22 protein-coding genes and 1 riboswitch are annotated in these 21,825 nt (G+C 65.5%); of the genes, 5 read left to right on the top strand and 17 right to left on the bottom strand.

Annotated elements, in window-relative coordinates; translation table 11 throughout:
- Positions 1-68 precede the first annotated feature (68 nt).
- Positions 69-1,034 (top strand): L-threonylcarbamoyladenylate synthase, encoded by a 966-nt coding sequence (locus tag RXV88_RS19555; protein WP_316295180.1) that lies wholly within the window; start codon positions 69-71, stop codon positions 1,032-1,034.
- 86 nt (positions 1,035-1,120) lie between these two features.
- Entirely contained in the window at positions 1,121-2,053 is a 933-nt protein-coding gene (locus RXV88_RS19550; protein WP_316295179.1) for a DUF4123 domain-containing protein, read from the top strand.
- A gap of 86 nt (positions 2,054-2,139) precedes the next feature.
- On the opposite strand, the gene RXV88_RS19545 is transcribed toward RXV88_RS19550, so the two are convergent.
- From RXV88_RS19545 to RXV88_RS19505, 9 genes are all read right to left on the bottom strand, one after another.
- Positions 2,140-3,315 (bottom strand): TPM domain-containing protein, encoded by a 1,176-nt coding sequence (locus RXV88_RS19545; protein ID WP_316295178.1) that lies wholly within the window; start codon positions 3,313-3,315, stop codon positions 2,140-2,142.
- An 87-nt stretch (positions 3,316-3,402) separates the two neighbouring features.
- A complete protein-coding gene (locus tag RXV88_RS19540; protein WP_316295177.1) occupies positions 3,403-4,668 on the bottom strand; it encodes an MFS transporter in 1,266 nt (421 codons plus the stop codon).
- A gap of 183 nt (positions 4,669-4,851) precedes the next feature.
- The gene (locus RXV88_RS19535) at positions 4,852-4,992 is read right to left on the bottom strand and encodes a hypothetical protein (protein WP_316295176.1); all 141 of its coding nucleotides are present in this window, start codon (positions 4,990-4,992) and stop codon (positions 4,852-4,854) included.
- 20 nt (positions 4,993-5,012) lie between these two features.
- Positions 5,013-5,465 (bottom strand): hypothetical protein, encoded by a 453-nt coding sequence (locus RXV88_RS19530; protein WP_316295175.1) that lies wholly within the window; start codon positions 5,463-5,465, stop codon positions 5,013-5,015.
- Positions 5,455-6,699: an agmatinase family protein gene (locus RXV88_RS19525; protein ID WP_316295174.1), complete on the bottom strand. Its 1,245-nt coding sequence runs from the start codon at positions 6,697-6,699 to the stop codon at positions 5,455-5,457. The genes RXV88_RS19530 and RXV88_RS19525 overlap by 11 nt, the downstream gene beginning before the upstream one ends.
- A complete protein-coding gene (locus tag RXV88_RS19520; protein ID WP_316295173.1) occupies positions 6,680-7,447 on the bottom strand; it encodes an ABC transporter ATP-binding protein in 768 nt (255 codons plus the stop codon). The genes RXV88_RS19525 and RXV88_RS19520 overlap by 20 nt, the downstream gene beginning before the upstream one ends.
- The gene (locus tag RXV88_RS19515; RefSeq protein WP_316295172.1) at positions 7,444-8,256 is read right to left on the bottom strand and encodes an ABC transporter permease; all 813 of its coding nucleotides are present in this window, start codon (positions 8,254-8,256) and stop codon (positions 7,444-7,446) included. Before RXV88_RS19515 ends, RXV88_RS19520 begins: the two co-directional genes overlap by 4 nt.
- 24 nt (positions 8,257-8,280) lie before the next feature.
- Positions 8,281-9,339 carry a putative urea ABC transporter substrate-binding protein gene (locus tag RXV88_RS19510; protein ID WP_316295171.1) on the bottom strand — a complete coding sequence of 353 codons (1,059 nt, stop codon included), beginning with the start codon at positions 9,337-9,339 and terminating at the stop codon, positions 8,281-8,283.
- 92 nt (positions 9,340-9,431) lie between these two features.
- Positions 9,432-9,545, bottom strand: a riboswitch (guanidine-I (ykkC/yxkD leader).
- A gap of 176 nt (positions 9,546-9,721) precedes the next feature.
- Entirely contained in the window at positions 9,722-10,324 is a 603-nt protein-coding gene (locus RXV88_RS19505; RefSeq protein WP_316295170.1) for a 2-hydroxychromene-2-carboxylate isomerase, read from the bottom strand.
- 199 nt (positions 10,325-10,523) lie between these two features.
- Between RXV88_RS19505 and RXV88_RS19500 the strand changes: the two genes are divergently transcribed.
- Positions 10,524-11,903 carry a hypothetical protein gene (locus RXV88_RS19500; RefSeq protein WP_316295169.1) on the top strand — a complete coding sequence of 460 codons (1,380 nt, stop codon included), beginning with the start codon at positions 10,524-10,526 and terminating at the stop codon, positions 11,901-11,903.
- A gap of 32 nt (positions 11,904-11,935) precedes the next feature.
- Here the strand turns inward: RXV88_RS19500 and RXV88_RS19495 are convergent, their stop codons facing one another.
- From RXV88_RS19495 to RXV88_RS19460, 8 genes are all read right to left on the bottom strand, one after another.
- Positions 11,936-12,790, bottom strand: coding sequence for a polysaccharide deacetylase (locus tag RXV88_RS19495; RefSeq protein WP_316295168.1), 855 nt, complete (start codon positions 12,788-12,790; stop codon positions 11,936-11,938).
- A gap of 11 nt (positions 12,791-12,801) precedes the next feature.
- Entirely contained in the window at positions 12,802-13,929 is a 1,128-nt protein-coding gene (locus RXV88_RS19490) for a serine/threonine protein kinase (protein WP_316295167.1), read from the bottom strand.
- 171 nt (positions 13,930-14,100) lie between these two features.
- Entirely contained in the window at positions 14,101-15,336 is a 1,236-nt protein-coding gene (locus RXV88_RS19485; protein ID WP_316295194.1) for a cytosine deaminase, read from the bottom strand.
- A 2-nt stretch (positions 15,337-15,338) separates the two neighbouring features.
- Positions 15,339-16,340 carry an ABC transporter ATP-binding protein gene (locus RXV88_RS19480; protein ID WP_316295166.1) on the bottom strand — a complete coding sequence of 334 codons (1,002 nt, stop codon included), beginning with the start codon at positions 16,338-16,340 and terminating at the stop codon, positions 15,339-15,341.
- Positions 16,337-17,116, bottom strand: coding sequence for an ABC transporter permease (locus RXV88_RS19475; protein ID WP_316295165.1), 780 nt, complete (start codon positions 17,114-17,116; stop codon positions 16,337-16,339). Before RXV88_RS19475 ends, RXV88_RS19480 begins: the two co-directional genes overlap by 4 nt.
- Positions 17,113-17,958 (bottom strand): ABC transporter permease, encoded by an 846-nt coding sequence (locus tag RXV88_RS19470; protein ID WP_316295164.1) that lies wholly within the window; start codon positions 17,956-17,958, stop codon positions 17,113-17,115. The genes RXV88_RS19475 and RXV88_RS19470 overlap by 4 nt, the downstream gene beginning before the upstream one ends.
- A gap of 58 nt (positions 17,959-18,016) precedes the next feature.
- On the bottom strand, positions 18,017-19,144 hold the full coding sequence (locus RXV88_RS19465; RefSeq protein ID WP_316295163.1) for a spermidine/putrescine ABC transporter substrate-binding protein: 1,128 nt from the start codon (positions 19,142-19,144) through the stop codon (positions 18,017-18,019).
- Positions 19,145-19,284: 140 nt separating this feature from the next.
- Positions 19,285-20,163 carry a LysR family transcriptional regulator gene (locus RXV88_RS19460; RefSeq protein WP_316295162.1) on the bottom strand — a complete coding sequence of 293 codons (879 nt, stop codon included), beginning with the start codon at positions 20,161-20,163 and terminating at the stop codon, positions 19,285-19,287.
- A 144-nt stretch (positions 20,164-20,307) separates the two neighbouring features.
- Here RXV88_RS19460 and RXV88_RS19455 point away from each other — a divergent pair, with 144 nt between their 5' ends.
- Positions 20,308-21,006, top strand: a complete 699-nt coding sequence (locus RXV88_RS19455; RefSeq protein ID WP_316295161.1) for a BtpA/SgcQ family protein — start codon at positions 20,308-20,310, stop codon at positions 21,004-21,006.
- Positions 21,003-21,644, top strand: coding sequence for a phosphoribosyltransferase family protein (locus RXV88_RS19450; RefSeq protein WP_316295160.1), 642 nt, complete (start codon positions 21,003-21,005; stop codon positions 21,642-21,644). Before RXV88_RS19455 ends, RXV88_RS19450 begins: the two co-directional genes overlap by 4 nt.
- Positions 21,645-21,825: the final 181 nt, after the last annotated feature.

The raw sequence follows: 21,825 nt of genomic DNA, 5'->3' as shown, positions 1-21,825 counted from the left end.
CCATCTTTGAACCGGCACCCTACCCGACCCCGCCCCGCCTTCAACTGAAACGCCGCGTCACGGGAAACATGGCCAAGATCACAACCCTTCGCCTGTCCGCAGATGAGACCGGCATCGCCACCGCCGCGCGGCTGCTGCGCGAGGGCCAGCTTGTGGCGCTGCCCACCGAGACCGTCTATGGGCTGGGCGCCGATGCGGCCAACGACCGCGCGGTCGCGGCGGTCTACGAGGCCAAGGGCCGGCCCAGTTTCAATCCCCTGATCGTTCATCTGGCCGAGCTGGAGGCCGTGCGCGCGCTCGTTCACTGGTCGGACCGGGCCGAAATGCTGGCCCGCGCCTTCTGGCCCGGGCCGCTGACCATGGTGCTGCCGCTGCGCGAGGGCGCGCCGGTGTCGCGGCTGGTGACGGCCGGTCTGGACAGTCTGGCGGTGCGGATGCCGGCGCAGCCCGCCGCGCGCGCGTTGCTCAGGGCCTTTGGCGGGCCGGTCGCGGCGCCCTCGGCCAACCGGTCGGGCCAGATCAGCCCGACGCGGGCCGAGCACGTTCTGGCCGGGCTCGACGGGCGAATCGCCGCCGTGCTAGACGACGGGCCCTGCGCGGTCGGGCTGGAATCGACGATCCTCGGCCTCGTGGGCAAACCCACCCTGCTGCGCCCCGGCAGCATCGGCATCGGCGCATTGTCCAAGGTGCTGGGCGTGCCGGTCGCCGAACGGCGCGACACCGAGGCGATCTCGGCCCCCGGCCAGCTGACCAGCCACTACGCCCCGAACGCGCGGGTGCGCCTGAACGCGACCGAGTGGCGCGAGGGCGAGGCCCGGCTGGGCTTTGGCGATGTGGAGTGCGACCTGAACCTGTCGCCCGAGGGCGATCTGGTCGAGGCGGCGGCCAATCTCTTTGAATACCTGCACAGGCTCGATGCCTCCGGCGCGCCCGTGATCGCCGTGTCGCCCGTTCCGCATGTGGGGCTGGGCGTGGCGATCAACGACCGTCTCAGCCGCGCCGCCGCACCGCGAGACGCCTCGGCCGGGCGCTAGCGGCTACGACCTTCCATCCAACTGAACCGTCAAGCTTTTTTCGGGCGCAATTTTCGGCATGCGTTGTATCATTGGCACAAAGGCGATTGCGACAACCGAACGCAGCCAGAAACGATGAATCGCTGGAAATTCCGCTGAACCGCTTGCGCCCGTCGCTGATCCTGACCGACGATCAGCTTGCGGATGTCAGCCGCGACGACGCGCTGAACTTTCTCTACGGCCTGCGCCACGACCGCGACGCGATGGCCGCGCGGTTCTCGACGAGCGTGACGGACCGCGGGTATTGGGACCGCGCGCTGCTGGACGTGCTCTCGCGGGGGTTGGTGAGCGGCACGCTGCGGCTGCTGAAGCCGACCCTGCGGGCAAGGGCCAAGACGACGACGGTCGGCATCGTCCGCGACCCCGGACGGCAGCCCGGCCGCCGGTCCGCGCCCCGCCCCCCGCTGTCGATGTCGCACAGCAGGTCGCGGCGCTGCTGGAGGCCGCGCGGAACGGCACGCCGTTCTGCGAGCAATGCGAACGCGCCAGGCAGGAGGCGGCGGAATGAGCGCGGAGAACGGCAGACCCGGCGCCGACCACTACGCGGTGATCGACCTTGCCGTCGCCGAAAGCCTGAGATCGCGGATCGTCGTGATGACGCCGCCGGTCGCAGAGCCTCTGTTCGCCCACAAATACCCCCGCGCCCTGCACGAGGTCGGCCCTGGCTGGTGCATCTGGCCGAGGCGCCCGACGTTGCGCAGACCCTTGAGGAATTGGAACCGGGCGTGCCATGGGGCTATTACGTCAATTCCCGCGCCGACATCGCGGCGCTGCGTCAATCGCTGCGGCGGTTCAACCTGGCGCAACTGCCGGACGGCAAGAAAGAAGTCCTGTTCCGCTATTGGGACCCCCCGATCATGCGGGTCTTTATGGAGATCGCCACGCCGGACCAGCGCGCGCGTCTCATTGCGAAGATCGACAGGATCAGGTCCGCGGACGACGGCTTTGGCGGCCTCAGGGTCGATGCGGAACCCGCCTGACAGCAAGGCAAGGCCTCTAGCCTGTTGGTCTGGGGATCATGATCGAAAGGCGGCCTGCCGTTCATTCCAAGGCGCGGGCCTTGCCGCTACCAACTGCCGCTCGCCCCGCCGCCCGACGAGCTGCCGCCGCCGAAGGACGACCGGCTGGAACCCGACGACGAGCTGTCGGAGATCTTGGGGATGGTTCGGATCTCGCTGTCGTTATAGTCGCAGTTCCGGCAATCGTAATCGAGGCGCTTGCGGCCGGTTCTGGTCTTTGTCGCCGATTGCAGCACCGTCGAGGTCGTCTCGAGCGTCCGGTAGGCGCATTCGGGGCAGGTGGAAAAGCCCGAGAACCATCCTTTGTAGCGGTTGATCGTCATGTGCCCGCAGCCGGGGCAGTGCCAGACGTCGTAATCGACCGACTTCAGGAATTCCTCCAGCCGCTGGCCGCCGTCCAGATGCTCGTCATCGGCCTCTTCGCCCGCACGGATCATCATCGTGCCGCATTGTGTGCAAGCGCGCGGGCGGTTGCGGAAGTAGCGGCGCAGCCAGAACGCGGCAAAGCCAAGCGGCGGCGCCACCAGGGCATAGAGCCAGCTGCCGAACCCTTCCAGCACGCGCCAGATCACCGACCAGCCGCGTTCCAGCGTCGTGTCGTCGTAGCCGCCGGGATAGACGCCCGCGATCTCAAAGACCGTCGCGTCGACGCCCGTCTCTATCCCCTCCTGATAGGCGTCGCGGCGGAAGGCCGGCAGGAAGGCATTGTCGATCACCCGCTGCATGTCGCCGTCGCGCGCCCGGCCATAGCCCGCGCCCAGCTCGATCCGCATCTGGCGGTCGTAGCGCGCGACCAGCACCAGAACCCCGTCGTTGCGGTCGGCATTGCCGATGCCCCAGGTGTTGAAAAGCTGGGTCGCAAAGCTCTCGATGGTGCCGTCAAAGCCGTAGGTGCCCATCGAGTCGATGGTCAGAACGGTCATCTCGACCCCGGTGCGGTCGTAAAGCTCGATCAGATCGTCGCGGATACGCGTCTCTGCGGGATCGTCCAGAAGGTCGGCGTAATCGTTGATATAGACGTCGCGATAGCCCGGGATCGGGGTGCCGTTATAGCCGCGCCCGTCGACCTCGCCGGCCGGGTCGAAGGCCGCCGGGCCAGAGGGCGCCTGCCCCGGGACAGGCCCGCCACGGGTCAAAAGCCCGACGCCGTACCCCAGCGCGAGGCCCAGCGCCACGACAAGCGCCAGGATCATCCCCGCAATTCTCAGATCGTACTTGGTCACGCCGCCGCCCCGTCATGCATTCCGGGGCGGAGTCGACGCCTTTGCCGCGCGCGTGTCAATGGCGCGCGGCCTTGCAGTCGGGCCGGGTCAGGCAGCAGCCTCGGCCTTGTCCTCCGTTTCGGCGTTTTCGGCGGCCCAGGTGCCCGCCGCTTCGACCGCAACGGTCGAGGCGGTCGGCACGACGTTCAGGTAGCTTTCGGTCTCGCCGACCGGAACGACGGCCCGCTGTGTCATGCGGTAGAGCGCGTAAAGCGCCAGAACCGCGAAGGTCACCCCCAGCACCAGCCAAAAGCCGGACGGCCCAACCCATTGCATGGCCCAACCGGTGATCAGCGGGCCCACGATGGCCCCCAGCCCGAAGGTGAACACCAGCCCTCCGGACGCGGCGGGCATTTCCTCGGCAGACAGAAAGTCATTGGTATAGGCCAGAAAGAGCGCGTAAAGCGGCGTCGTCACGCCGCCCGCAAAGAAGGCGGCCGCCAGCAGCGCCCAAAGACCGCCGCCCAGCACCCACCCCGCCGCGCAGGCCACGCCGCCCAGCACGGACGCGCCGAAGATCAGCTTGCGCCGGTCCATCTGGTCCGACAGCCAGCCGATCGGGAATTGCAGCAGCAGGGCGCCGGCGAAGAGCGTCGCGACGAAGAGCGCGATCTCGTTGGCGGTCATGCCGATCTGCGTGCCGAACACCGCCCCCATGCCGGACTGGGTGGCATAGACGCTGCCCAGCAGAAAGATGCCCACCGTGCCCAGAGGCGAGCTGACGAAGAGGCTACGCAGCGACATCGGTCGCGCGACATCGACCGCCGGCGCGGGCGCAGCCGACAGAAGGATCGGCGCGAACGAGACCGACACCAGAATCGACGCCCCGATGAAAAGCCCCGCCGTCGCCGCATCGCCCAGCGTCAACAGCCCCTGCGCCCCGATGATCCCCAGCGTCTGGGCGATCATGTAGGCCGACAGGACCTTGCCCCGGTTCTCGTTGGTCGAGGCGTTGTTCAGCCAGCTTTCCGCCGCGACATAGATGCCCGACATGCAAAAGCCGACCAGGATGCGCAGGATGGTCCAGGCCCAGGGCTCGGCCAGCAGCGTAAAGGCGATCAGGCCCGCCGACATGAAACTGCCCAGCGCCGCGAAGACGCGCACATGGCCCACGCGCCGGATCAGCAAGGGCGTGAACCGGGCGCCCGAAAGGAAGCCCACGAAGTAGCCGGAGGTCACCACGGCGAGTTCGGCCGACGAAAAGCCTTCGATCCCGCCGCGCAGGCCGATCAGCGTGAAATGCATGCCGTTGCCGAGCATGATCAGCACGATGCCGATCAGAAGGGCCCAGATTGTCAAAATCGTTCGGAACATGAAAACTCTCCCGTGGCCTTGCCGGGACCCCGGCCACCTGCGCAACGCTATTCTTTCGGCCACCGCGCCATGTATCCGACATCAGGACAAACGCACGCCCCGCCCGGCGTCGGGCGAGGCTGCCAGCCTTGCCTGCCGCGGCGCGCCTTGGCGAGGCCGCGATACTTTAGCGTAAAAGCGCCGTCAAACGCCTTTGCGGAAAAATGCCAGGGCGACCGCCGCCGCGACCGCCAAAGCGCCCAACAAAAGGGCAGTATGCTCGTTATGCAGATGCGGCGCGGTTTCCGCGTGCGCCAATGCGGGCGTGCCGACCGGCAGCAGCATTAGAGCGAGGACGGGGTATCTCATAGGTCGTTTTCCCTTTTTCTGTTGGAGAGGAATTCGCGGATATCGAGCAGCGACTTTTCGTCGGTCGAGACATAGACCAGCGCCATGTTCGTCCGCTCGCGTACCATCTCGCCGGGGAACGGCAGATAGCTAAGCTCGCGCGAGCCGAAGGAGGGCGAGGCGGTGCCCACCTGCCACTCGGTCGTCAACGACACGTCGACCAGCTTGAGCGCGGTCTTGCCGCCCGCGCCGGGACGTTCCAGCGGAACGCCCGCAAGGCGCAGGTAGGCGGTCTTGTCGGCGGCCTGGACGAAGCCGTCGATGAACTGCGTCGCCAGGACCTGAAGCTCTGCCGCTGCGTCCTCGGGCGGCAGATGGCTGTGCAGGTGATCGGCGTCATGCGAATGGTTGTGATCGTGCGGGTGGTGGTGATGGTGGCCGATGTGGCCGTTCACGATGTCATGTGGCATTGGACCACCTCTTGCCCTCGAATTCGCCGTGCGGAATGGTGACCGGCTTGTCGATGTGTTTCTTGTGCGCGCCCATCTTGCCGCCGGCGACCAGCGAGCCCAGAACGTCGACGATCACCCGGGTGCCCATCAGCGCGGTGATGTCCGAGGTGTCGTAAGGCGGGCTGACCTCGACCAGCTCCATGCCGCAGATGCCCTCGGCCGCGACCTTTGACGCCAGCGCCAGCGCCTCGCGCGGCAGGAAGCCGCCGGGTTCGGGCCAACCGGTGCCGGGGACGAAACCGCAGTCGATGCTGTCGATGTCGAAGGACATGTAGACCATGTCGACCCCGTCCCACGCCATCTCAAGCGCCATCTCGGCGGTCTTGTCGATACCCATCCGCTCCATGTCGGACATGGTGATGATGTTGGTCTCGCGCTCGCGCGCGACTTTGACCGCCTCGCGCGGAACCTGCCAGCCGCCGATGCCGACCTGAACGAGGTTCTTGGCGGGCACGTTGGGCAGCAGCGTGGAATGGAACCACGGCGTGGTGTGCATCCGCTCGTCCAGATCCTTTTCCTGGATGTCCGCGTGGCGGTCGAAATGCACGATGCCGATCTTCTTCGAGGTGCATTCGGCGATGCCCCGCACGCAGGGAAAGCCGATGGAATGGTCGCCGCCGATCATGATCGGCAGGCTTCCGCTGCTGAACACGTGGCTGACCGCGCGGCTGATCTGATCGAAGCTCTTTTCGATATTGGCGGGGATGGTGAACACGTCACCCGCATCGCAAAGCGTCATCTGCTCGCGCAGATCGACGCCCATTTCGTAATTGTAAGGCGTGTAGAGCGCAGAGATCTTGCGCACCCCCTGCGGGCCGAAGCGCGTGCCGGGCCGGTAGGTGGTGCCGCCGTCGAAGGGAATGCCCAGCACGGTGGCGTCGTAATCCTTTACCTCGGTCACGTCCTCGGCATAAGGCGCCTTGAGGAAGGTGTTGATGCCCGCGTAATGCGGCAGCTCGCCGCGCGCGAAGGTCGGGATCGACTTGTCCTCGATCGAATCCGCGCCCGTCAGGCCCATGCGCAGCGCCCAGCGGCGTTCCTCGTCCCAGCGGCCTTCGGGCAGGTCGGCCTCGGCCTTCATGGATCGCCAGCCCTGAAGCCGGGTCAGGTCGGGGTGATGCAGACGCCGCGCGTCGTGGCGCTGATCGGCCGGGTGGTGCGACCGTGTGCGGTCAGGCGGGGCGAAGAACATGGGTATCCTCCATGATACGTTGAAACGGGACGCCGCCGTCGCGGGCGTCGAAGTCGTAGGTGATGGTGGCGCCGTAAGCGTTCGGGTCGGTCGGGTCCCAGCGCGGCTTGTCAAAGACCAGAACGCGGTCGCCCAGCTTGAACCCTTCGGAAAGGTCATGGGTGACCATGAAGACCGTCATCCCGGTTTCCTCGCGCAGCTCGGTCAGGAAATCGTGCATCGAGAGCCGCGTACCGGGGTCGAGCGCGCCGAAGGGTTCGTCCAGCAGCAGGATGCGCGGCTTGGCCGCCAGCGCCTGCCCGATGGCGAGGCGTTGCTGCATCCCGCCCGACAGCGTGGCGGGATACTGGTCGGCCACATGATCGAGCCCGATACGCGCCAGGGTCTCGTCCGCCCGCTTGCGCGCGGCGCGCTTTTCGTCGCCGAAGAAGCGGCCCCAGGGGCGGCGAAAGCTTTCGCCCGCGACGACGTTTTCGCGCACGGTCATATGCGGAAAGACCGAATATTTCTGGAACACCACCCCCCGGTCGAGCCCGGGTTCCTGCGCGGGCGGCTGGCCGGCGACGCGGATTTCGCCCCGCGTGGGGCGTTCCTGCGCCAGCAGCAGCCGCAGAAAGGTCGACTTGCCACAGCCCGACGCGCCCACGATCGAGATGAACTCGCCTTCGTCGACGGTGACGTTGACCCGTTCCAGGATCGGGCGCTGGCCGTAGGATTGAAAGATGTTCTCGGCGGTGACAAAGCTCATAGCCCGGCCTCCGTCCACGGGAAAAGCCGCCGCGACAGCCAGCGCAGCAGCAGGTCCATCAGGAAGGCCAGCATTGTGATCCACAGAACATAGGTCAGGATCACGTCCATCGCGAGAAAGCGGCGCACCAGGAAGATGCGGTAGCCGAGCCCCTGCTCGGCGGCGATGGCCTCGGCCGCGATCAGGAAGAGCCAGGCGGGCCCCAGCGACAGGCGGATGGCCTGAATAAGGCGCGGCAGCAATTGCGGCAGCGCCACGCGGAGCGCGATGACGAGGGTCGAGGCGCCCAGCGTCTCGGCCTTGACGATCATCTCGCGTGGGATCTCCAGCACCCGCGCCGACAAATCCCGGATCAGGAACGGCAGGATGCCGACCACGATCAGCACGACCTTGGACAGCTCGCCCAGACCGAAGACGATGAAGAGAATGGGCAGCACCGCCAGCGGCGGGATCATCGAGACGACCGCCACGAACCCGGCCAAAGTGGCGCGGACATGCGGCAGCAGGCCGATCAGCAGGCCGATTATGGTGGCCAGCGCGGCGGATATCCCGACCCCAAGCGCCAGCCGGATCAGGCTGGCGGCGGTGTCGTGCCACAGCAGGATGCGTTCGGACCGCCGGTCGGGTTCGGTGAAAAGCCGCTCGGCGGTGGCGGCGATGGTCGAGGGGGCGGGCAGCAGCTTGTCCGACGGATTCGCCGACAGCCGGATCTCGGACCCGATGGCGTAGGCCGCGAGCACCGCCACGAAGGGCAAGATGATGAGCGCCGTGCGCGCCACCACGCCCGGGGTCCGGTTGATCAGCCGCATGGTGTCGCCCCCTCGGACCCTGGCTCAGAGCGCGCCGTCGGCGGCCATCTGCATGTAGGTCGTGTCGTAGCGGAACCTCACGTTGTTCGAATCGCCCGTGGTCGAGCCGTCGGGATAGGCCACGCCGACGAAATCGGCCGACGGCGCGCCCTCGCCCAGGATGCCCTTGTCGAACAGGAACTCTGCCACGCTGACCATGGTCGTGGGCAGCTCTGCGCCTTGGGTAAAGGCGACCGCATCGGCGGGGTCATAGAACATCTCGGTCGAGGCGAGCTGCGCCTTGTAGCCGGCCAGATCGGTGCCCGAGGCCTCGGCCATCGCGGTCAGCACGTCCTCGTCGCCCGCCGCCATCAGGCCCATCACCTCGTACCACGCGCCGACCAGCGCCTTGCCGAAATCGGGGTTGGCCGCCAGCGTGTCGGTGTTGACGACCATCAGGTCGATGATCTCGCCCGGGATGTCGGAGCTGTCGAAGAGCTTGGTCGCGCTGGGGTCTTCGAGGATCGTGGACACCAGCGGGTTCCAGGTCACGACCGCCTCGACATCAGAGGTCTGGAAGGCCGCGATCATGTCGGCGTCGGACGTGTTGATCACGCTGGCCAGATCGCTTTCCTTCAGCCCCACGCTGTCGAGCCCGCGGGCCAGCAGGTAATGCGACACCGACAGCTCGACCAGGTTGACCGGCTTGCCCGCCAGATCGGCCAGCCCGCCCTCGCCCTTGAGGATCACGGCGTCGTTGCCGTTGGAAAAGTCGCCCACGATCAGCGCGGTCGTGTCCACGCCGCCGCCTGCCGGGATCGACAGGGTGTCCATATTGGTGGCCGAAACCCCGTCGAAAGCGCCCGCCGTGTATTGGTTGATCGACTCGACGTAATCGTTGATCTGCACGATCTCGACGTCGATGCCGTATTTCTCTGCCCATTTGTCCATGATGCCCGAGTCTTCGAGATAGCCCCAGGGCATCCAGCCGACATAGATCGACCACGCGACGCGGAATTCGGTCTTTTCCTGAGCGGCGACCGGGGCGGCGAACCCGATGGCGAGCGCCGCGGCTCCGGCGGCGATTTGGCGAAATGCAGGCATGGGTTTTTCCCCTTTTGCAGCGTTCCGCCGAGAAGCAACAATCGGAGAGCCGTGGCGGAACCTGAGAGACCGGCCTTCTCCAATGCGCAGTGCTCTCCCGGGCTTTTGCCCCGCCGTGTACCAAAGCGGAGTTTGCCGCTTTGGTGGCATCTCTCGGACCAGACCCTCAGGGAGGAGGAGGAGGCGGAACCCTAGACACCCTGCTGCATATCAGCATGGAAGCGGGGCGCGGCGAGTCACGGGAATCCGCCCCGTCGCCGGAACGCGCCGCCAGAATGCATCTTTTTTCGACCGGTCTGCGGCGGCTTGTCACAAATTTAGGCAGAGTTGTGGGATTTCATTTGAACCGGGCAGGCATCCCGCGCCTTTGTCGGGTGGCCGATTAACCCCGACCGGTCGCCTTCCGGGCCCAAAGCACGGCGTCTTCCAGACGGTCGTCGCCCCAGAACACCTCTCCATCCACCACGAAACTCGGCGATCCGAAGACGCCCAGCCGCATTGCCTCGTCCGTCGCGTCCGACAGCGCCTTTGCGATATCGTCGGATTGCGCCTCGGCCAGAACATTGGCGGGGTCGCATCCGATCTCTTGCAGGCTCGCCGAAAGGTTCGGGTCCTCGCCCGCAGGTTCGCCAGCCTCGAACCAGCGCCGATATGTGGCCCGGGTATAGTCCTCGACCCAACCCTGTCGAACGCCCAGTGTCGCGACCCGATTGGCCAGAACCAGACCCGGCAAGGGATAGGGCGCGGGAAGCTTTGGCGACAGGCCGTATCTTTCCGCCCGCCGCGCGATGTCGCGCCACATGTAGGCGGATTTCACCGGCTTGTCCTTGAAGGGAATGTTGTTCTGTTCGACCATGACGTGACGCACATCGAAAGGCCGCCAACGAAATGCGACGCCATGCGCTTCTTCGGCCTCGGCCAGACGCATCACGGTGAGGTAGCTGTAGGTGCTGCCAATCGAGTACCAGAAATCGATCTTGACCAATGCAATGTCCCCCGAGTTGGATCGTGCCGGGACCAGCGTAAGGCAAGACGGCGCGTCGATGCACCCGGTATTTCGGCTGTTCCGGCGCATGACGCCCCGTGCAACTCCGGCATTCCTCATTTGCCTACCTTTGCCCGCGTCAGGTGGTGTAGGAGTGTCGGGCAACGCAAAGCCACAACCATCGAGGTGACCCGACCGCATGACCGATCGCATCGTTTCCTTGCTGCTGATCGGTCTCACCGGGCTTTTCGGCCTGTCGGAATGGGGCGTGCCGCTGCCGCCGTTCCTGCTGCCGGGGATCGCCGGAGCGGTTGTCCTGCTTCTGAGCCTGCAGGTGCGCATGACGCGAAAGGCCTTTGTGCTGACCGGCGGCGCGCTGACGCTGGCCTTGGGGCTTGCGGGGCAGGACTGGGTCGGGCCGTCCCTTCTGGGGCTCGAGAAGGCGGCCTTCATCGGCGCGTTCTTCGTCGCGCTTTCGACGCTGCGCAACGTGGCAGAGACATCTCCGGCGTTGCGACGGGCCGGCACGTTTCTGGCCGCGCAGCCGCCGGGGCGCAGATATGCCGCGTTGACGGTCGGCGGCCATCTTTTCGCGTTGCTGATCAACTACGGGGCCATTTCGCTGCTTGGCGGGCTTGCCACGCAATCCGCGCGCGCGGATGCGGACCCGCTGATCCGGCGCATCCGGACCCGCCGGATGCTGCTTGCGATCCAGAGGGGGTTCATTGCGTCACTGACCTGGTCGCCGCTGGCCTTTGCCATCGCCATCACCACCGCCCTGATCCCGGGCGCCAGATGGGCGGATGTCTTTCTGCCCGGTCTGGTCACGGCCGCGATCATTTCAGCCACGGGATGGGCGATGGATACGATCTTCAAGCCGCGCCTCGCCAATCCGCCGCCGCGACGAGCGGTCGACGGCTCTTGGGCGTTGATGATGCCGCTTGTGCTGCTGCTTGTGCTGCTGGGCACCACGGTTCTGGGCCTGCACGTCGTCTTCGACGTCCGGGTCGTGGGGGTCGTCATGCTGGTCGTGCCCGCCATCGCCATGATCTGGGCGCTGGTCCAGCACGCCGGGCAGGACCAAACGCAGACGTTCGGGGCGCGTCTGCGCGGCTATGTCGATGCAGAACTGCCGAATTATCGCGGCGAGCTCGTGCTGCTGATGATGGCGGGCTACATCGGCACCGTCGGCGCGCCGCTCTTGCAGCCGATCATTGCGTCCTTGGGGCTCGATCCGGCCCTGCTGCCGCCCTGGGTGGTGCTGGCGTCGATGATCTGGCTCATTCCGCTGCTGGGCCAGTTCGGGATGAATCCGATCCTCGCCGTGACGCTGATGGCCCCGCTGATCCCCGACCCGGACGTGCTGGGCGTCAGCCCCGCCGCACTGGTGAGCGCCATCTGCGCGGGCTGGGCGCTGAGCGGGGCGACCTCGCCCTTCACCGCGACGACCCTGCTGATCGGGTCTTTCGGCAATGTCAGCGCGCTGCATGTCGGGCTGCGGTGGAACGGCGGCTATTTCCTGGTGGCGGCCGGATGCCTGACGCTCTGGATCCTCGTTTACGGCTTTGTCATCGGTTGACGAGTGGCTGAACTGTCGGGCGGCCCAGAAGGTCAGAGCTCCACAAACTCGCGTCGCAGCGTCTGGCGCCGGTCCCCGGCATAGGCCGCGATATCCTCCAGAGGGGCGAACCAGACGTCGCCCGCCTGAAGCGCGCGTTCGATCAGTTGCTCCATCGCCCGCCAGCGCGCCAGCCGTCCGGTCAGGAAGGGATGCAGCACCGGCATCCAGAAGCCGCCCGCCTCGTGCATCGCGTCGAATTCCTCGGCAAAGGCGCGGATGCCGTCCGAGGGAGCGCGCACTGGCATCAGATAGTCGATCTCGGCGAAATGCGCGAAGGGCGGCCAGTCGTCGGTGCCCCAATGCGGCGGCAGCTCGATCAGCGCGCCCTTTGGCGTCTCCACCAGATAGGGCAGATCGTCGGCCATCAGCGAGCTGTCATAGACGATCCCGTGGTCGATCAGCCGCCCGACCATGGCGGGCGTGATCGAATAGACCGGGGCGCGGTAGCCGCGTGGCTTGCGCCCGGTCATGGCGACATGCACCTCAATCGCCTGTTCAAAGAGCTCGGCCTCGCGCGCGTCCGAATGGCCCATCGGATCCTCGTGCATCCACGAATGGTGCCCGATCTCGTGCCCGTCCTTCAGGATCGCCTCGACCGTCGCGGGATAGGCCTGCATCACCCAGGCCGGCATGAAGAACGTCTGGGTCAGCCCCAGCCGGCGATAGCTGTCGAGGATGCGCGGCACGGCGACCGTGGGCCCGTAGCGGCCCATCGAGATCGGCTGCAGACGCAGCTCGGCGTCCTCGGGGCGGGCCGAGCGGATCAGCGAATCCGCGTCGATGTCGAATGTCACGCAGGCGGCGCATCGTTTGCCGTCGGGCCAGGCGATCGGGTGCAGAAACATCGTGGCTCCTTTCAGCCGAGGTTCGGAAAGTAATCCTCGCAGCCGCCTTCGCGGTAGACATCCGCGGTGCTGCAGTGCAGCCCGCCTCCAAAGGCATAGGCCTCGCGCAGTTCGACCTCGACCACCTCCAGCCCAAGCTTGTCCATCTGTTCGGCCTGATAGACCTCGGATTTTTCCACACAGACGGTCTTGGGGTCGAGAACCAGAACGTTCATCGACAGCCAGACCGACGAATAACACAGCGGCGGCGGCTGATTATGCGCGGGCTGTGCGGCGTCGACGATCTCCCATCCGTTGTCGTTAAACATCTTGCGCTGGTCCTCGGGCAGACGGCGCTGCGGGTTATTCAGGATCAACCCGGGGCGCAGCGGCGTAAAGGTGGCGTCGATGTGGATCGGATAGGGATCGCCGGGGAAGTTCACCGCGTGTACGCGGTGATCGGGGAAATGGCGGCGCAGCCACTCGATGCCCTTGAGGTTGGTGGTAAAGCCGTGCTGCACCACCAGGTCGCGGCCGAACCGCAGCACGTCGGCGGCGTCGAAGAGCGGCTCTTCCTCGGTGGTGACAAAGAACTTCTCGGCCGCCCATTGCAGGCGCTTTTCCACACCGATCTTCTCGGAGAGATAATCGGGGTGATAATCGGCATCGGTAAGGCGCGGTTTGGGCGCGGCCTCGTGGCGGAAATTCGGGTCTTCGTCCCAGTATTGCTGCATCAGCGGGCGATAGTTCAGATATTCGAACCAGCGGCAGCGATAGGACATCGTCGCCTCGAGGATTTCCGACCCGACCGTCAGCAGCACGTCGCGCGGCGGCATGCAGCCGAACTGGCTGTCGGTGTGGAAATCCGGCGTCGTGACCGGCTGCGAATGGTCGATCGGCGTGGGGCGGTCCACCCGGATGCCGCGCGATTGCAGCTGTGCCGCGAAGGCGTCGAGCAGCTCGTTCGCGCGGTCGATCGTCTCTTGCGGGCGGCGGCCCCACTGGCCGCGCATGTCGCTGTCTTCGGGCACTTTGGCGTCAAGCGCGGGCTCGGCGGGCGGGATGTGGCAATCGTCGGCGCGGCCGACGATCACGTGCCGCAGAGGGTCCCATTCGTTCCAGCTGTTGACCTTGGTTACGTTCGGCGACCAGTCAGGCATGTCTCGCTCCATCCTGCGGGAGCGAGGGGGGCCTCCAATCTCCCGATTGAAAACCCCGGCGTGCAGGATCGTGTGAAAGGCAAGGAATGCTCTCCCCGGCGACGCCATCGCCCGAAGCCCGATGAGGGACTTAGCAGCTTGCGTCGGGGCTGGGAAGGGCCCGTCATGCGGTCAGAAGCCGCCCGCAAAGGCGGTCTGCGCGGGCGCGGTGCGCGCCACGATACGTCCGTTCGAGACCACGGCAAGACGGGCGGGGCGCAGGCGCAGGGCCTCGATCGGATCGGGCGCATCAAGCACGACAAGCGAGGCGCGTTTGCCCGGCGCGAGGCCAAAATCCAGCCCCATGATCTCTGCGGGCGTGGCGGTGACCATCTGATACGCTGCGCGCATTTGGTCGGGCGCGGTCATCAAAGCGACGTGCAGGCCCATGTGGGCCACGTCCAGCATGTCGCCCGACCCCAGCGGATACCAGGGGTCGCGAACACAATCCTGGCCGAAGGCCACCGTCACCCCGGCGGCGCGCAGTTCCGGCACGCGGGTCATGCCGCGCCGCTTGGGATAGGTGTCCATCCGCCCCTGCAGCGTGATGTTGATCAGCGGGTTCGGGATGGCCGCGACCTGAGCCTCGGCGATCAGCGGCAAGATCTTGGCCACATAGTAATTGTCCATCGAATGCATCGACGTCAGGTGCGACCCGGCCACCCTGCCCTGCAGGCCGCAGCGCAGGGTTTCGGCGGCCAGCGTCTCGATATGGCGGCTCATCGGATCGTCGCTTTCGTCGCAATGCAGATCCACGCGCAATCCGCGCTCCGCCGCCAGTTCGCAGGCCGCCCGGACCGAGGCCGCGCCATCGGCCATCGTGCGTTCGAAATGCGGGATGCCGCCGACCACATCGACCCCGGCGTCGAGCGCCCGGATCACCGCCGCCTCGGCCCCCTGGGCGCGGAACCAGCCGTCCTGCGGGAACGCCACCAGTTGCAGATCGAGCGTGTCGCTGACCAGATCGCGCACCTCGAGCAGCGCCTCGACCGTGTTGAAGCTTTCGTCGGTGACATCCACATGGCTGCGGATCGCCAGCACGCCCTTGGCCACGGCCTGACGGCAATAGTCCAGCGCACGCGCGACGATGTCGTCGCGGCTCTGCTGTTGCTTGAGCTCGCCCCAGAGCGCGATGCCCTCCAGCAGCGTACCCGACCCGTTGACCCTGGGCTGGCCGTAGCTGAGCGTCGCGTCCATGTGGAAATGCGGATCGACAAAGGGCGCGCTGACCAGCTTGCCAGTGGCGTCGATCACCTCGGCCGCGTCGGCGTCGATCCCGGGTTCGACCGCCGCGATCCGCCCGCCCGAGATGGCGATATCCGCCTGGGTTCCATCGGCCAGAACGCCACCCTTGACCAGAATGTCCATCGTCACGCCGCCTCCATCACATGCGCGGCCTCGGGCTGCCAGCTCAGCCAGAAGGTCTTGCCCGGTTCGGGGGCCAGTCGTTCAAGATCGTCTTCGGTCACCTGGGCCTTCAGCTCTTCGCCGTTTTCCCCTTCGAAATAGCAAATGATCGCGGTTCCGGCGAATTCCTCGGACAGGAATTCGGCCCGGAGCGCGCGGCCCTCGGGCGCAGATTCTGCGACCTGCATCCGGTCGGCGGCGACGACGATCTCTTGCCCCGGGGTATCGCCCGGCAGGATGTTGTTGCGGCCCACGAATTCCGCGACAAAGCGGCTGCGCGGGGCGCGGAAAATCTCTTTCGGGCGTCCGATCTGTTCGATCTCGCCATGTCCCATGATCACGACCCGGTCGGCCATGGCAAAGGCCTCGGACTGGGAATGTGTGACATAGACGAAGGTGATCCCCAGCTCTTTCTGCAAACGCGTCAGCACGCCCTGCATCCGGATCACCAGATGCGCGTCGAGCGCCGAAAGCGGTTCGTCCAGCAGAAGCATCTGCGGTTCGGTCACCAGGCTGCGCGCCAGTGCGACTCGCTGCCGCTGCCCGCCGGACAGCTGGTCGATGCCGCGCTTCTCGAAGCCCTTGAGGCCCAGCCGTTCCAGCCAAAGCATCGCGCGGCCATGCCGGTCGGCGGCAGAGACGCCGCGCATCTTCATCCCGAATTCGACGTTTTCCTTGACGTTCAGGAACGGAAACAGCGCCAGCGACTGCCAGACCATGGGCGTGTCCCGCTCATGGGCGGGCAGGTCGTTCATGATCTTGCCGTCAATGCTGATCGTGCCTTCGGTCGGGGTTTCCAACCCCGCCAGCATCCGCAGCGTCGTCGTCTTGCCGCAACCCGACGGCCCCATGATCGCCACGAATTCCCCGCGCCCGATGTCCAGGTCGATGCCTTTCACCGCCTCGAAGGGGCCATAGGACTTGCGGACGTTGTCGAACCTTACGAGGGGGTCTTGAACGGTCATTTCGCGCTCTTTTTCAGAATGAGAAGCTGGGCGACGATCACCAGCGTCATGGAGGTCAGAAAGACCACGGTGCCGATCGCGTTGATCTGCGGATCGACATTGCCCTGCAGGATTTCCAGGATCATCACCGGGACGGTCTTGTTCAGGCCGGACACGAACCAGGCGACGATGAATTCGTCAAAGCTGACCGCCGCGGTCAGGCAATAGGCCGATACCAGCGCGGGCAGGCAGAACGGGATCACCACAGACCGCATCGCGCGCCAGGGCGAGGCCCCGAGGTTCCACGCCGCGGCCTCGAGCGACGTGTCCATCTGCTGCAACCGCAACCGGCAGATCGCCATCGCGAAAGGCGCGCCCATCACCGTATGGGCGATAATGATGCCCGGCAGCGTGCCCGACAGCCCCAACCGCCCGAGCCAGGCCAGCATGGCAAGCCCCATGATCACCAGCGGAATGGTCGGCGGCAGCAGCGCCAGCGCGAGGTAGGCCGTCTTGAACCGAAAGCCGTAGCGGAAATCGGTATAGGCGGTGGCGAAACCCAGCGCCGTCGACAGCGCCCCGGCGCAGAGCGCGACGACAGCCGAATTGCCGAAGGCGGTCCAGACCTCGGGCCGCGAAAACGCGGTTTCGTACCAATGGGTCGTGAAGCTCCCCAGCGGCACAGTGGGAAAGCGGTCGGAATTGAACGAAAACACCATGCTGGTGACGATGGGCGCGAAGACGAAGGCGAAAAGCGCCAGAACGTAGAGATACGAAAGAAGCCTGCCCGCCTTCATGATTTCCGCTTTCCATAGGCCGCGCCCACGGCGGCGAATGCCGCGACGAACAGCGTGACGATCATCATCACCGCGACCACCGCCGCGCGTGGCCATTGCTGACCCGATTTCGTTGTGTCGATGATCAGGATCGACAATGTCGGCGGCTTGGAGCCTCCGAGATAGAAGGGCGACACGAAGTCGCCGAAGGACAGGATGAAGGCAAAGACCGCCCCGATGATCAGGCCCACCTTGGCGGCGGGGATTATGACCCGGAACAGCGTCGCGCGCGGCGAGGCGCCAAGGTTCCAGGCCGCCTCGATCAGGTTGCGGTCAATGGAGGCGAGCGAAAACGTCTGCAGGATCACCACCAGCGGCAGCACCAGCGTCATGTAGCCCACCATCGCCCCGAAGCCCGAGTTGAGCATGGTGAACGGCCCCAGCCCGCCAAACCCCAGCACCGCGTTGATCGGCCCGCTTTCGGCCAGCAGCACCTGCCAGGCATAGACCCGCACCAGATACGAGGTGAAGAACGGCACGATCAGAAAAAAGACCGCCCAGCGGCGCACCGTGTCGGACACGCGGAAGGCCAGGGTGTAGGAGGCCGGAAAGGCGATCAGGCTGGCCAGCAAGGCGGCCAGGCTCGCCCGCCAAAGAGTGATCCAATAGGCGTTCCAGAAATAGTCGCGCCCCAGCATCCGGTCCCAATTGTCGAGGATGAAATCCGGCTGCATCCGGTAGTTGCGCACCAGCCAGAACGACATGGCGACCATCAGGATCAGCGGCCCGACGAAGAACAACCCCTGCCAGACAAGCAGGGGCAGACGCCAGACATAAGGATAGGCTTGGGCAGACTTGCGCATTCGGGGCTTTCGGAAAGATGCGCCCGGCCTTTGGGCCGGGACGCGGTCCTGTGCCAGGTCAGGCGGTCTTGTATTCCGACCAGAAGTCGTTCCAGTCCTCCAGCGACTGCTGCCGCGGGATGTCGCGGAAGAACAGCCGCCCTTCGGACAGCAGCTTGATCGGCGACTGGTCGTGCCCTTCGATCAGGCCCGAACGTTCGGCCTCGGCCGGGTTGGCCTCTTGGATCGCTTTCCAGCCGGATTTCAGCGGCGACAGACCCGGATAGGCCGCCATCTGGATCGACTTCACCTGGCCCTCGGGGCTCAGCATGTACTGGATGAACTTGTTGATGATGTCATGCTTGGTGGTGCCTTTGCCGATCGAATAGCTTTCGGTCCACTGGATGCCGCCCTCTTCGGGGATGACCGAGGCCACGGGCGCGCCGTCTTTCTGCAGAACGCCGGTGATCCAGTCGCCGATGCCCGCCATCGCCAGCATCTCGCCGTTCTTCAGCGACGCAAACGTCCCGCCGTAGTCGAAATAGCCACCGACCTGCGGCTTGAGGCTGAGCGTCTTTTCCATCACCGCCTCCCAGGCCGCTTCGTCGATGTCGAAGGGCGAGGGGTTGCGGTTGCCGTTCAGCAGCGAAATCTGGCCGAGGCTGGGCAGGTGCCAGTCGAAATGGCCGACCTTGCCGGTGACCTTGGGGTTCCAGAAGGCGTTGTAGCTCATCGCCTCTTCGCGCGTCAGCGTCTCGGAGTTGTAGGAGACCCCGAGCAGGCCGAAACGCACCATCACCGACCAAAGCTGATCGTCCGTCCAGTGGCCGGGGAACTTTTGATATTCAGGGTAGAAATCGTCGAACGGATACAGCGAGGGGTCCATCTCCTCGATGTAGCCGGCGGCATTCAGCTGCTGGACGAACTCGGCATCCGACAGGATCAGATCGTAGGTGCCCGGCGGGGATTGCGCGATGAGCGCCAGCATATTGTCGCCGCCCGCGTAGTATTTCGGGACGAACTTGACGTTGTTGGCGGCCTCGAACTCGGCCACCATGTCGGGCTCGGCATGGCCGTACCAGGCCAGCATGTTGATCTCTACCGGATCGGCAGCCCAGGCGCGGTTGATCATCGGCGCGGTCAGCGCCACACCGGCGGCCCCGGTCAGCAAGCGTCGCCGGGTCATCGAAAAGTTGGATTTGGACATTTGGCCTCCGTGTCGGATGGTGCGGCGTCGGCGCCTCACCTTTTGCTTCTGCGAATTCACGCTTGAACGATGCCGCGAAGATTACGGTCGCGCATCCGTGTTTGGGAAATTTGCAGTTGGTATACCCGCATAAATATTCCTTATGAAAAACGTTCTTTTCCTGCTTTCTGGATATGCTCCAACACATGGTGCGCCAACCCGTGCCCGGCCTTGCTGAGCGCGGCGTGCTTGTAGAACAACCCGATCCGCAGGGGCGCCAGCGGCGGAAACCCCTCTTCCGCGCGCCCGATCCGCATCCCCGGCAAGAGCGTCGCCGGCGTCAGGGCGGTCGCGCCCAGCCCCGCCTGAACCGCCGTTTGCAGCCCGGCCACGTCGCGCGACACAAGAACCGTTTTCCAACTCCGGCCCACAAGCCGAAGCGCGCTGCGCATCCGCACGGCGTATTCGCAGGGATCGGGGTGGCGGACGATTGGCAAGGGAGCCTTGGGGTCCAGCCGAAAGCTGTCCTTGACCACCCAGAACGGCTCTACCAGCGTGGCCTCGACGAGGTAGGGCGCGTCGTCCTCGGGCGCGATGGCGATACAGATATCCAACCGGTCATTCGCGAGATTCTCGCGCAGATCCTTGGAAATCTGGCTTTCAATCTCGATCTTCACGTCCGGATGACGCGCCGCGAACTCGGCAATCGCCTCTAGCAGAAACGCATGTGAGAAATCCGTCGGCACCCCGACGCGGATCCACCCCGAAAGCGCCGCCTCGACGAAATAGGCCAGGATGTCGTCGTTGAGCCGCAGCATCTGCCGCGCATAGGGGCCCAGCGCGACGCCCGCGTCGGTCAGGGCGAACTGGCGCCCCGCCGTGCGAATGAGTTTGGTCTGCAACAGCTCTTCCAGCCGCCGGATTTGCAGGCTGATCGCGGGCTGGGTGCGCCCCAGCGCCTCGGCCGCGCGGGTAAAGCCGCCAAGGTCCACGACGGTGACAAAGCTGCGCAATAGGTCGGTGGGAATGTTTCTGGCCATGGCTGCATAATGCCTCCTTATGGAGGCATATTCATAATCAATTTTGGAAATGAATAATCGCTCGCTACTCATGCCCTGAATTGCAGGAGAGTTCGCGTGCAACGCCTAAATTTTAACCATCTGCACGGTTCCCAGGCCCCCTTGGTGACCCCGGTCATACACGTTCAGGATGCAGCGCAAGCGCTGCGCAACCTAGACGTTCTGGACGGCGCGGGCTGCCCCGGCGCTTTCCTGATCAATCACGACTTTCCCGTCGCTGAGTTTTTGCCGGTCCTGCGCGAGATTCGCGCAGCCCGCCCCGATCTGTGGCTCGGCGTGAACTTTCTGGCGCAGCCCGGCGACATCGCCTTCCCCATCCTGGGCGCGTTGGCGCGGGACGGCTATCCGTTCCAGGCCTATTGGGCCGACGACGCCCGCATCGACGAGCGCAAGGCCACCCAGACCGAGGCGGAAAACATCGCGCGCATCCGCGCTGAAAGCGGCTGGTCGGGGATGTATCTCGGCGGCGTCGCCTTCAAGAAGCAGCGCCCGGTGGCCGAGGAGATGTACGCAGCTGCCGCGCGCACCGCCCTGCCCTACATGGACGTCGTCTGCACCTCTGGCGTTGCCACGGGGCACGAGCCGGATATCGCCAAGATCAAGACCTTCCGCGAGGCCATCGGCGACACGCCCCTGGCCATCGCCTCGGGCATCACGCCCCGGAACGTTCACAGCTACGCCCCGCTTGTCGATATGATCCTGGTCGCCACGGGCATCAATTTCGAGGGCGACTTCTACAACATCGACCCGGCGCGGCTGGACGCCCTGCTGCGGGTCATCGAAAGCCAAGGAGAGACCGCATGACCGCCGACAAAGGCCCCCGCGACGACCGCTGGTATCTGTCGCTGATGTCGCCAAATACAAAGGGCCCGCAATTCGCCTGGCTCGATCCGACCTCGATCTACATCAACTCGGTGGCCTTCGGCGACCTTCTGGACGACCTCACAGCCGAGCTGGACGCGGATCAGATCGACGTGGTCGCGGGGCTGGACGCGATGGGCTTTGTCCTGGGGGCCGCGCTGGGCGCGCGGCTGGGACGCGGCTTTTTGCCGATCCGCAAGGCCGGCAAGCTTTGCGTGGATACGGACAAGGTGAGTTACGGCAATTACTCGGGCCGCACGCAGGACATGGAGATGCGGACCCCGGCCTTTGCACCCGGCACGCGGGCCCTGCTGGTGGATCAATGGGTCGAGACCGGCGGCACGATGGACGGCGCCATCCGGCTGGTGGAACGGCAGGGCGGCGTGGTGGCCGGGATCGTGACGATCACGATGGAGGAAAACGAAAGGACCGAAGCGTATCGCAAGGCGTACAAGGTGGTCAGCGCCGTATTGCCCGGCTCGCGCTGGCAGGCAGAGGCCAATGCGCAACGTCTGTCCAGCTTTGACACCTACGAAGCCCGGCGCACCTTTCCCACCGCGGGACGCACACCCGCCCCCTGAGCGAACGTCAGAAAACTGGGGCCCGCGACGGCGCGTTTGTTCCTGAAACAGGACGAGCTTTCGCCGGAAACAGCCTTATTCGAGGGGGTATTGGTGTGAAGTGGCGGTGCTGCCAGACGGATTCGAACCCGTCTCCACAAGGACAGTAGGACTTCCCTTATACCGCGCCAAGTTCGCGCCA

This window comes from Aestuariicoccus sp. MJ-SS9 (assembly GCF_032586235.1).
GTDB lineage: Bacteria > Pseudomonadota > Alphaproteobacteria > Rhodobacterales > Rhodobacteraceae > Aestuariicoccus.
This window is presented reverse-complemented; position numbering and strand designations above follow the sequence as displayed.

Bases quoted from the DNA above. Each gene is read 5' to 3' on its own strand.
- RXV88_RS19525 (WP_316295174.1), bottom strand. From the start codon at position 6,699: ATGTTCTTCGCCCCGCCTGACCGCACACGGTCGCACCACCCGGCCGAT.
- RXV88_RS19475 (WP_316295165.1), bottom strand. From the start codon at position 17,116: ATGAAGGCGGGCAGGCTTCTTTCGTATCTCTACGTTCTGGCGCTTTTC.
- RXV88_RS19485 (WP_316295194.1), bottom strand. From the start codon at position 15,336: ATGGACATTCTGGTCAAGGGTGGCGTTCTGGCCGATGGAACCCAGGCG.
- RXV88_RS19460 (WP_316295162.1), bottom strand. From the start codon at position 20,163: ATGGCCAGAAACATTCCCACCGACCTATTGCGCAGCTTTGTCACCGTC.
- RXV88_RS19480 (WP_316295166.1), bottom strand. From the start codon at position 16,340: ATGACCGTTCAAGACCCCCTCGTAAGGTTCGACAACGTCCGCAAGTCC.
- RXV88_RS19520 (WP_316295173.1), bottom strand. From the start codon at position 7,447: ATGAGCTTTGTCACCGCCGAGAACATCTTTCAATCCTACGGCCAGCGC.
- RXV88_RS19535 (WP_316295176.1), bottom strand. From the start codon at position 4,992: ATGCTGCTGCCGGTCGGCACGCCCGCATTGGCGCACGCGGAAACCGCG.
- RXV88_RS19500 (WP_316295169.1), top strand. From the start codon at position 10,524: ATGACCGATCGCATCGTTTCCTTGCTGCTGATCGGTCTCACCGGGCTT.
- RXV88_RS19465 (WP_316295163.1), bottom strand. From the start codon at position 19,144: ATGTCCAAATCCAACTTTTCGATGACCCGGCGACGCTTGCTGACCGGG.
- RXV88_RS19540 (WP_316295177.1), bottom strand. From the start codon at position 4,668: ATGTTCCGAACGATTTTGACAATCTGGGCCCTTCTGATCGGCATCGTG.
- RXV88_RS19490 (WP_316295167.1), bottom strand. From the start codon at position 13,929: ATGCCTGACTGGTCGCCGAACGTAACCAAGGTCAACAGCTGGAACGAA.
- RXV88_RS19510 (WP_316295171.1), bottom strand. From the start codon at position 9,339: ATGCCTGCATTTCGCCAAATCGCCGCCGGAGCCGCGGCGCTCGCCATC.
- RXV88_RS19515 (WP_316295172.1), bottom strand. From the start codon at position 8,256: ATGCGGCTGATCAACCGGACCCCGGGCGTGGTGGCGCGCACGGCGCTC.
- RXV88_RS19555 (WP_316295180.1), top strand. From the start codon at position 69: ATGGCCAAGATCACAACCCTTCGCCTGTCCGCAGATGAGACCGGCATC.
- RXV88_RS19495 (WP_316295168.1), bottom strand. From the start codon at position 12,790: ATGTTTCTGCACCCGATCGCCTGGCCCGACGGCAAACGATGCGCCGCC.
- RXV88_RS19530 (WP_316295175.1), bottom strand. From the start codon at position 5,465: ATGCCACATGACATCGTGAACGGCCACATCGGCCACCATCACCACCAC.
- RXV88_RS19450 (WP_316295160.1), top strand. From the start codon at position 21,003: ATGACCGCCGACAAAGGCCCCCGCGACGACCGCTGGTATCTGTCGCTG.
- RXV88_RS19470 (WP_316295164.1), bottom strand. From the start codon at position 17,958: ATGCGCAAGTCTGCCCAAGCCTATCCTTATGTCTGGCGTCTGCCCCTG.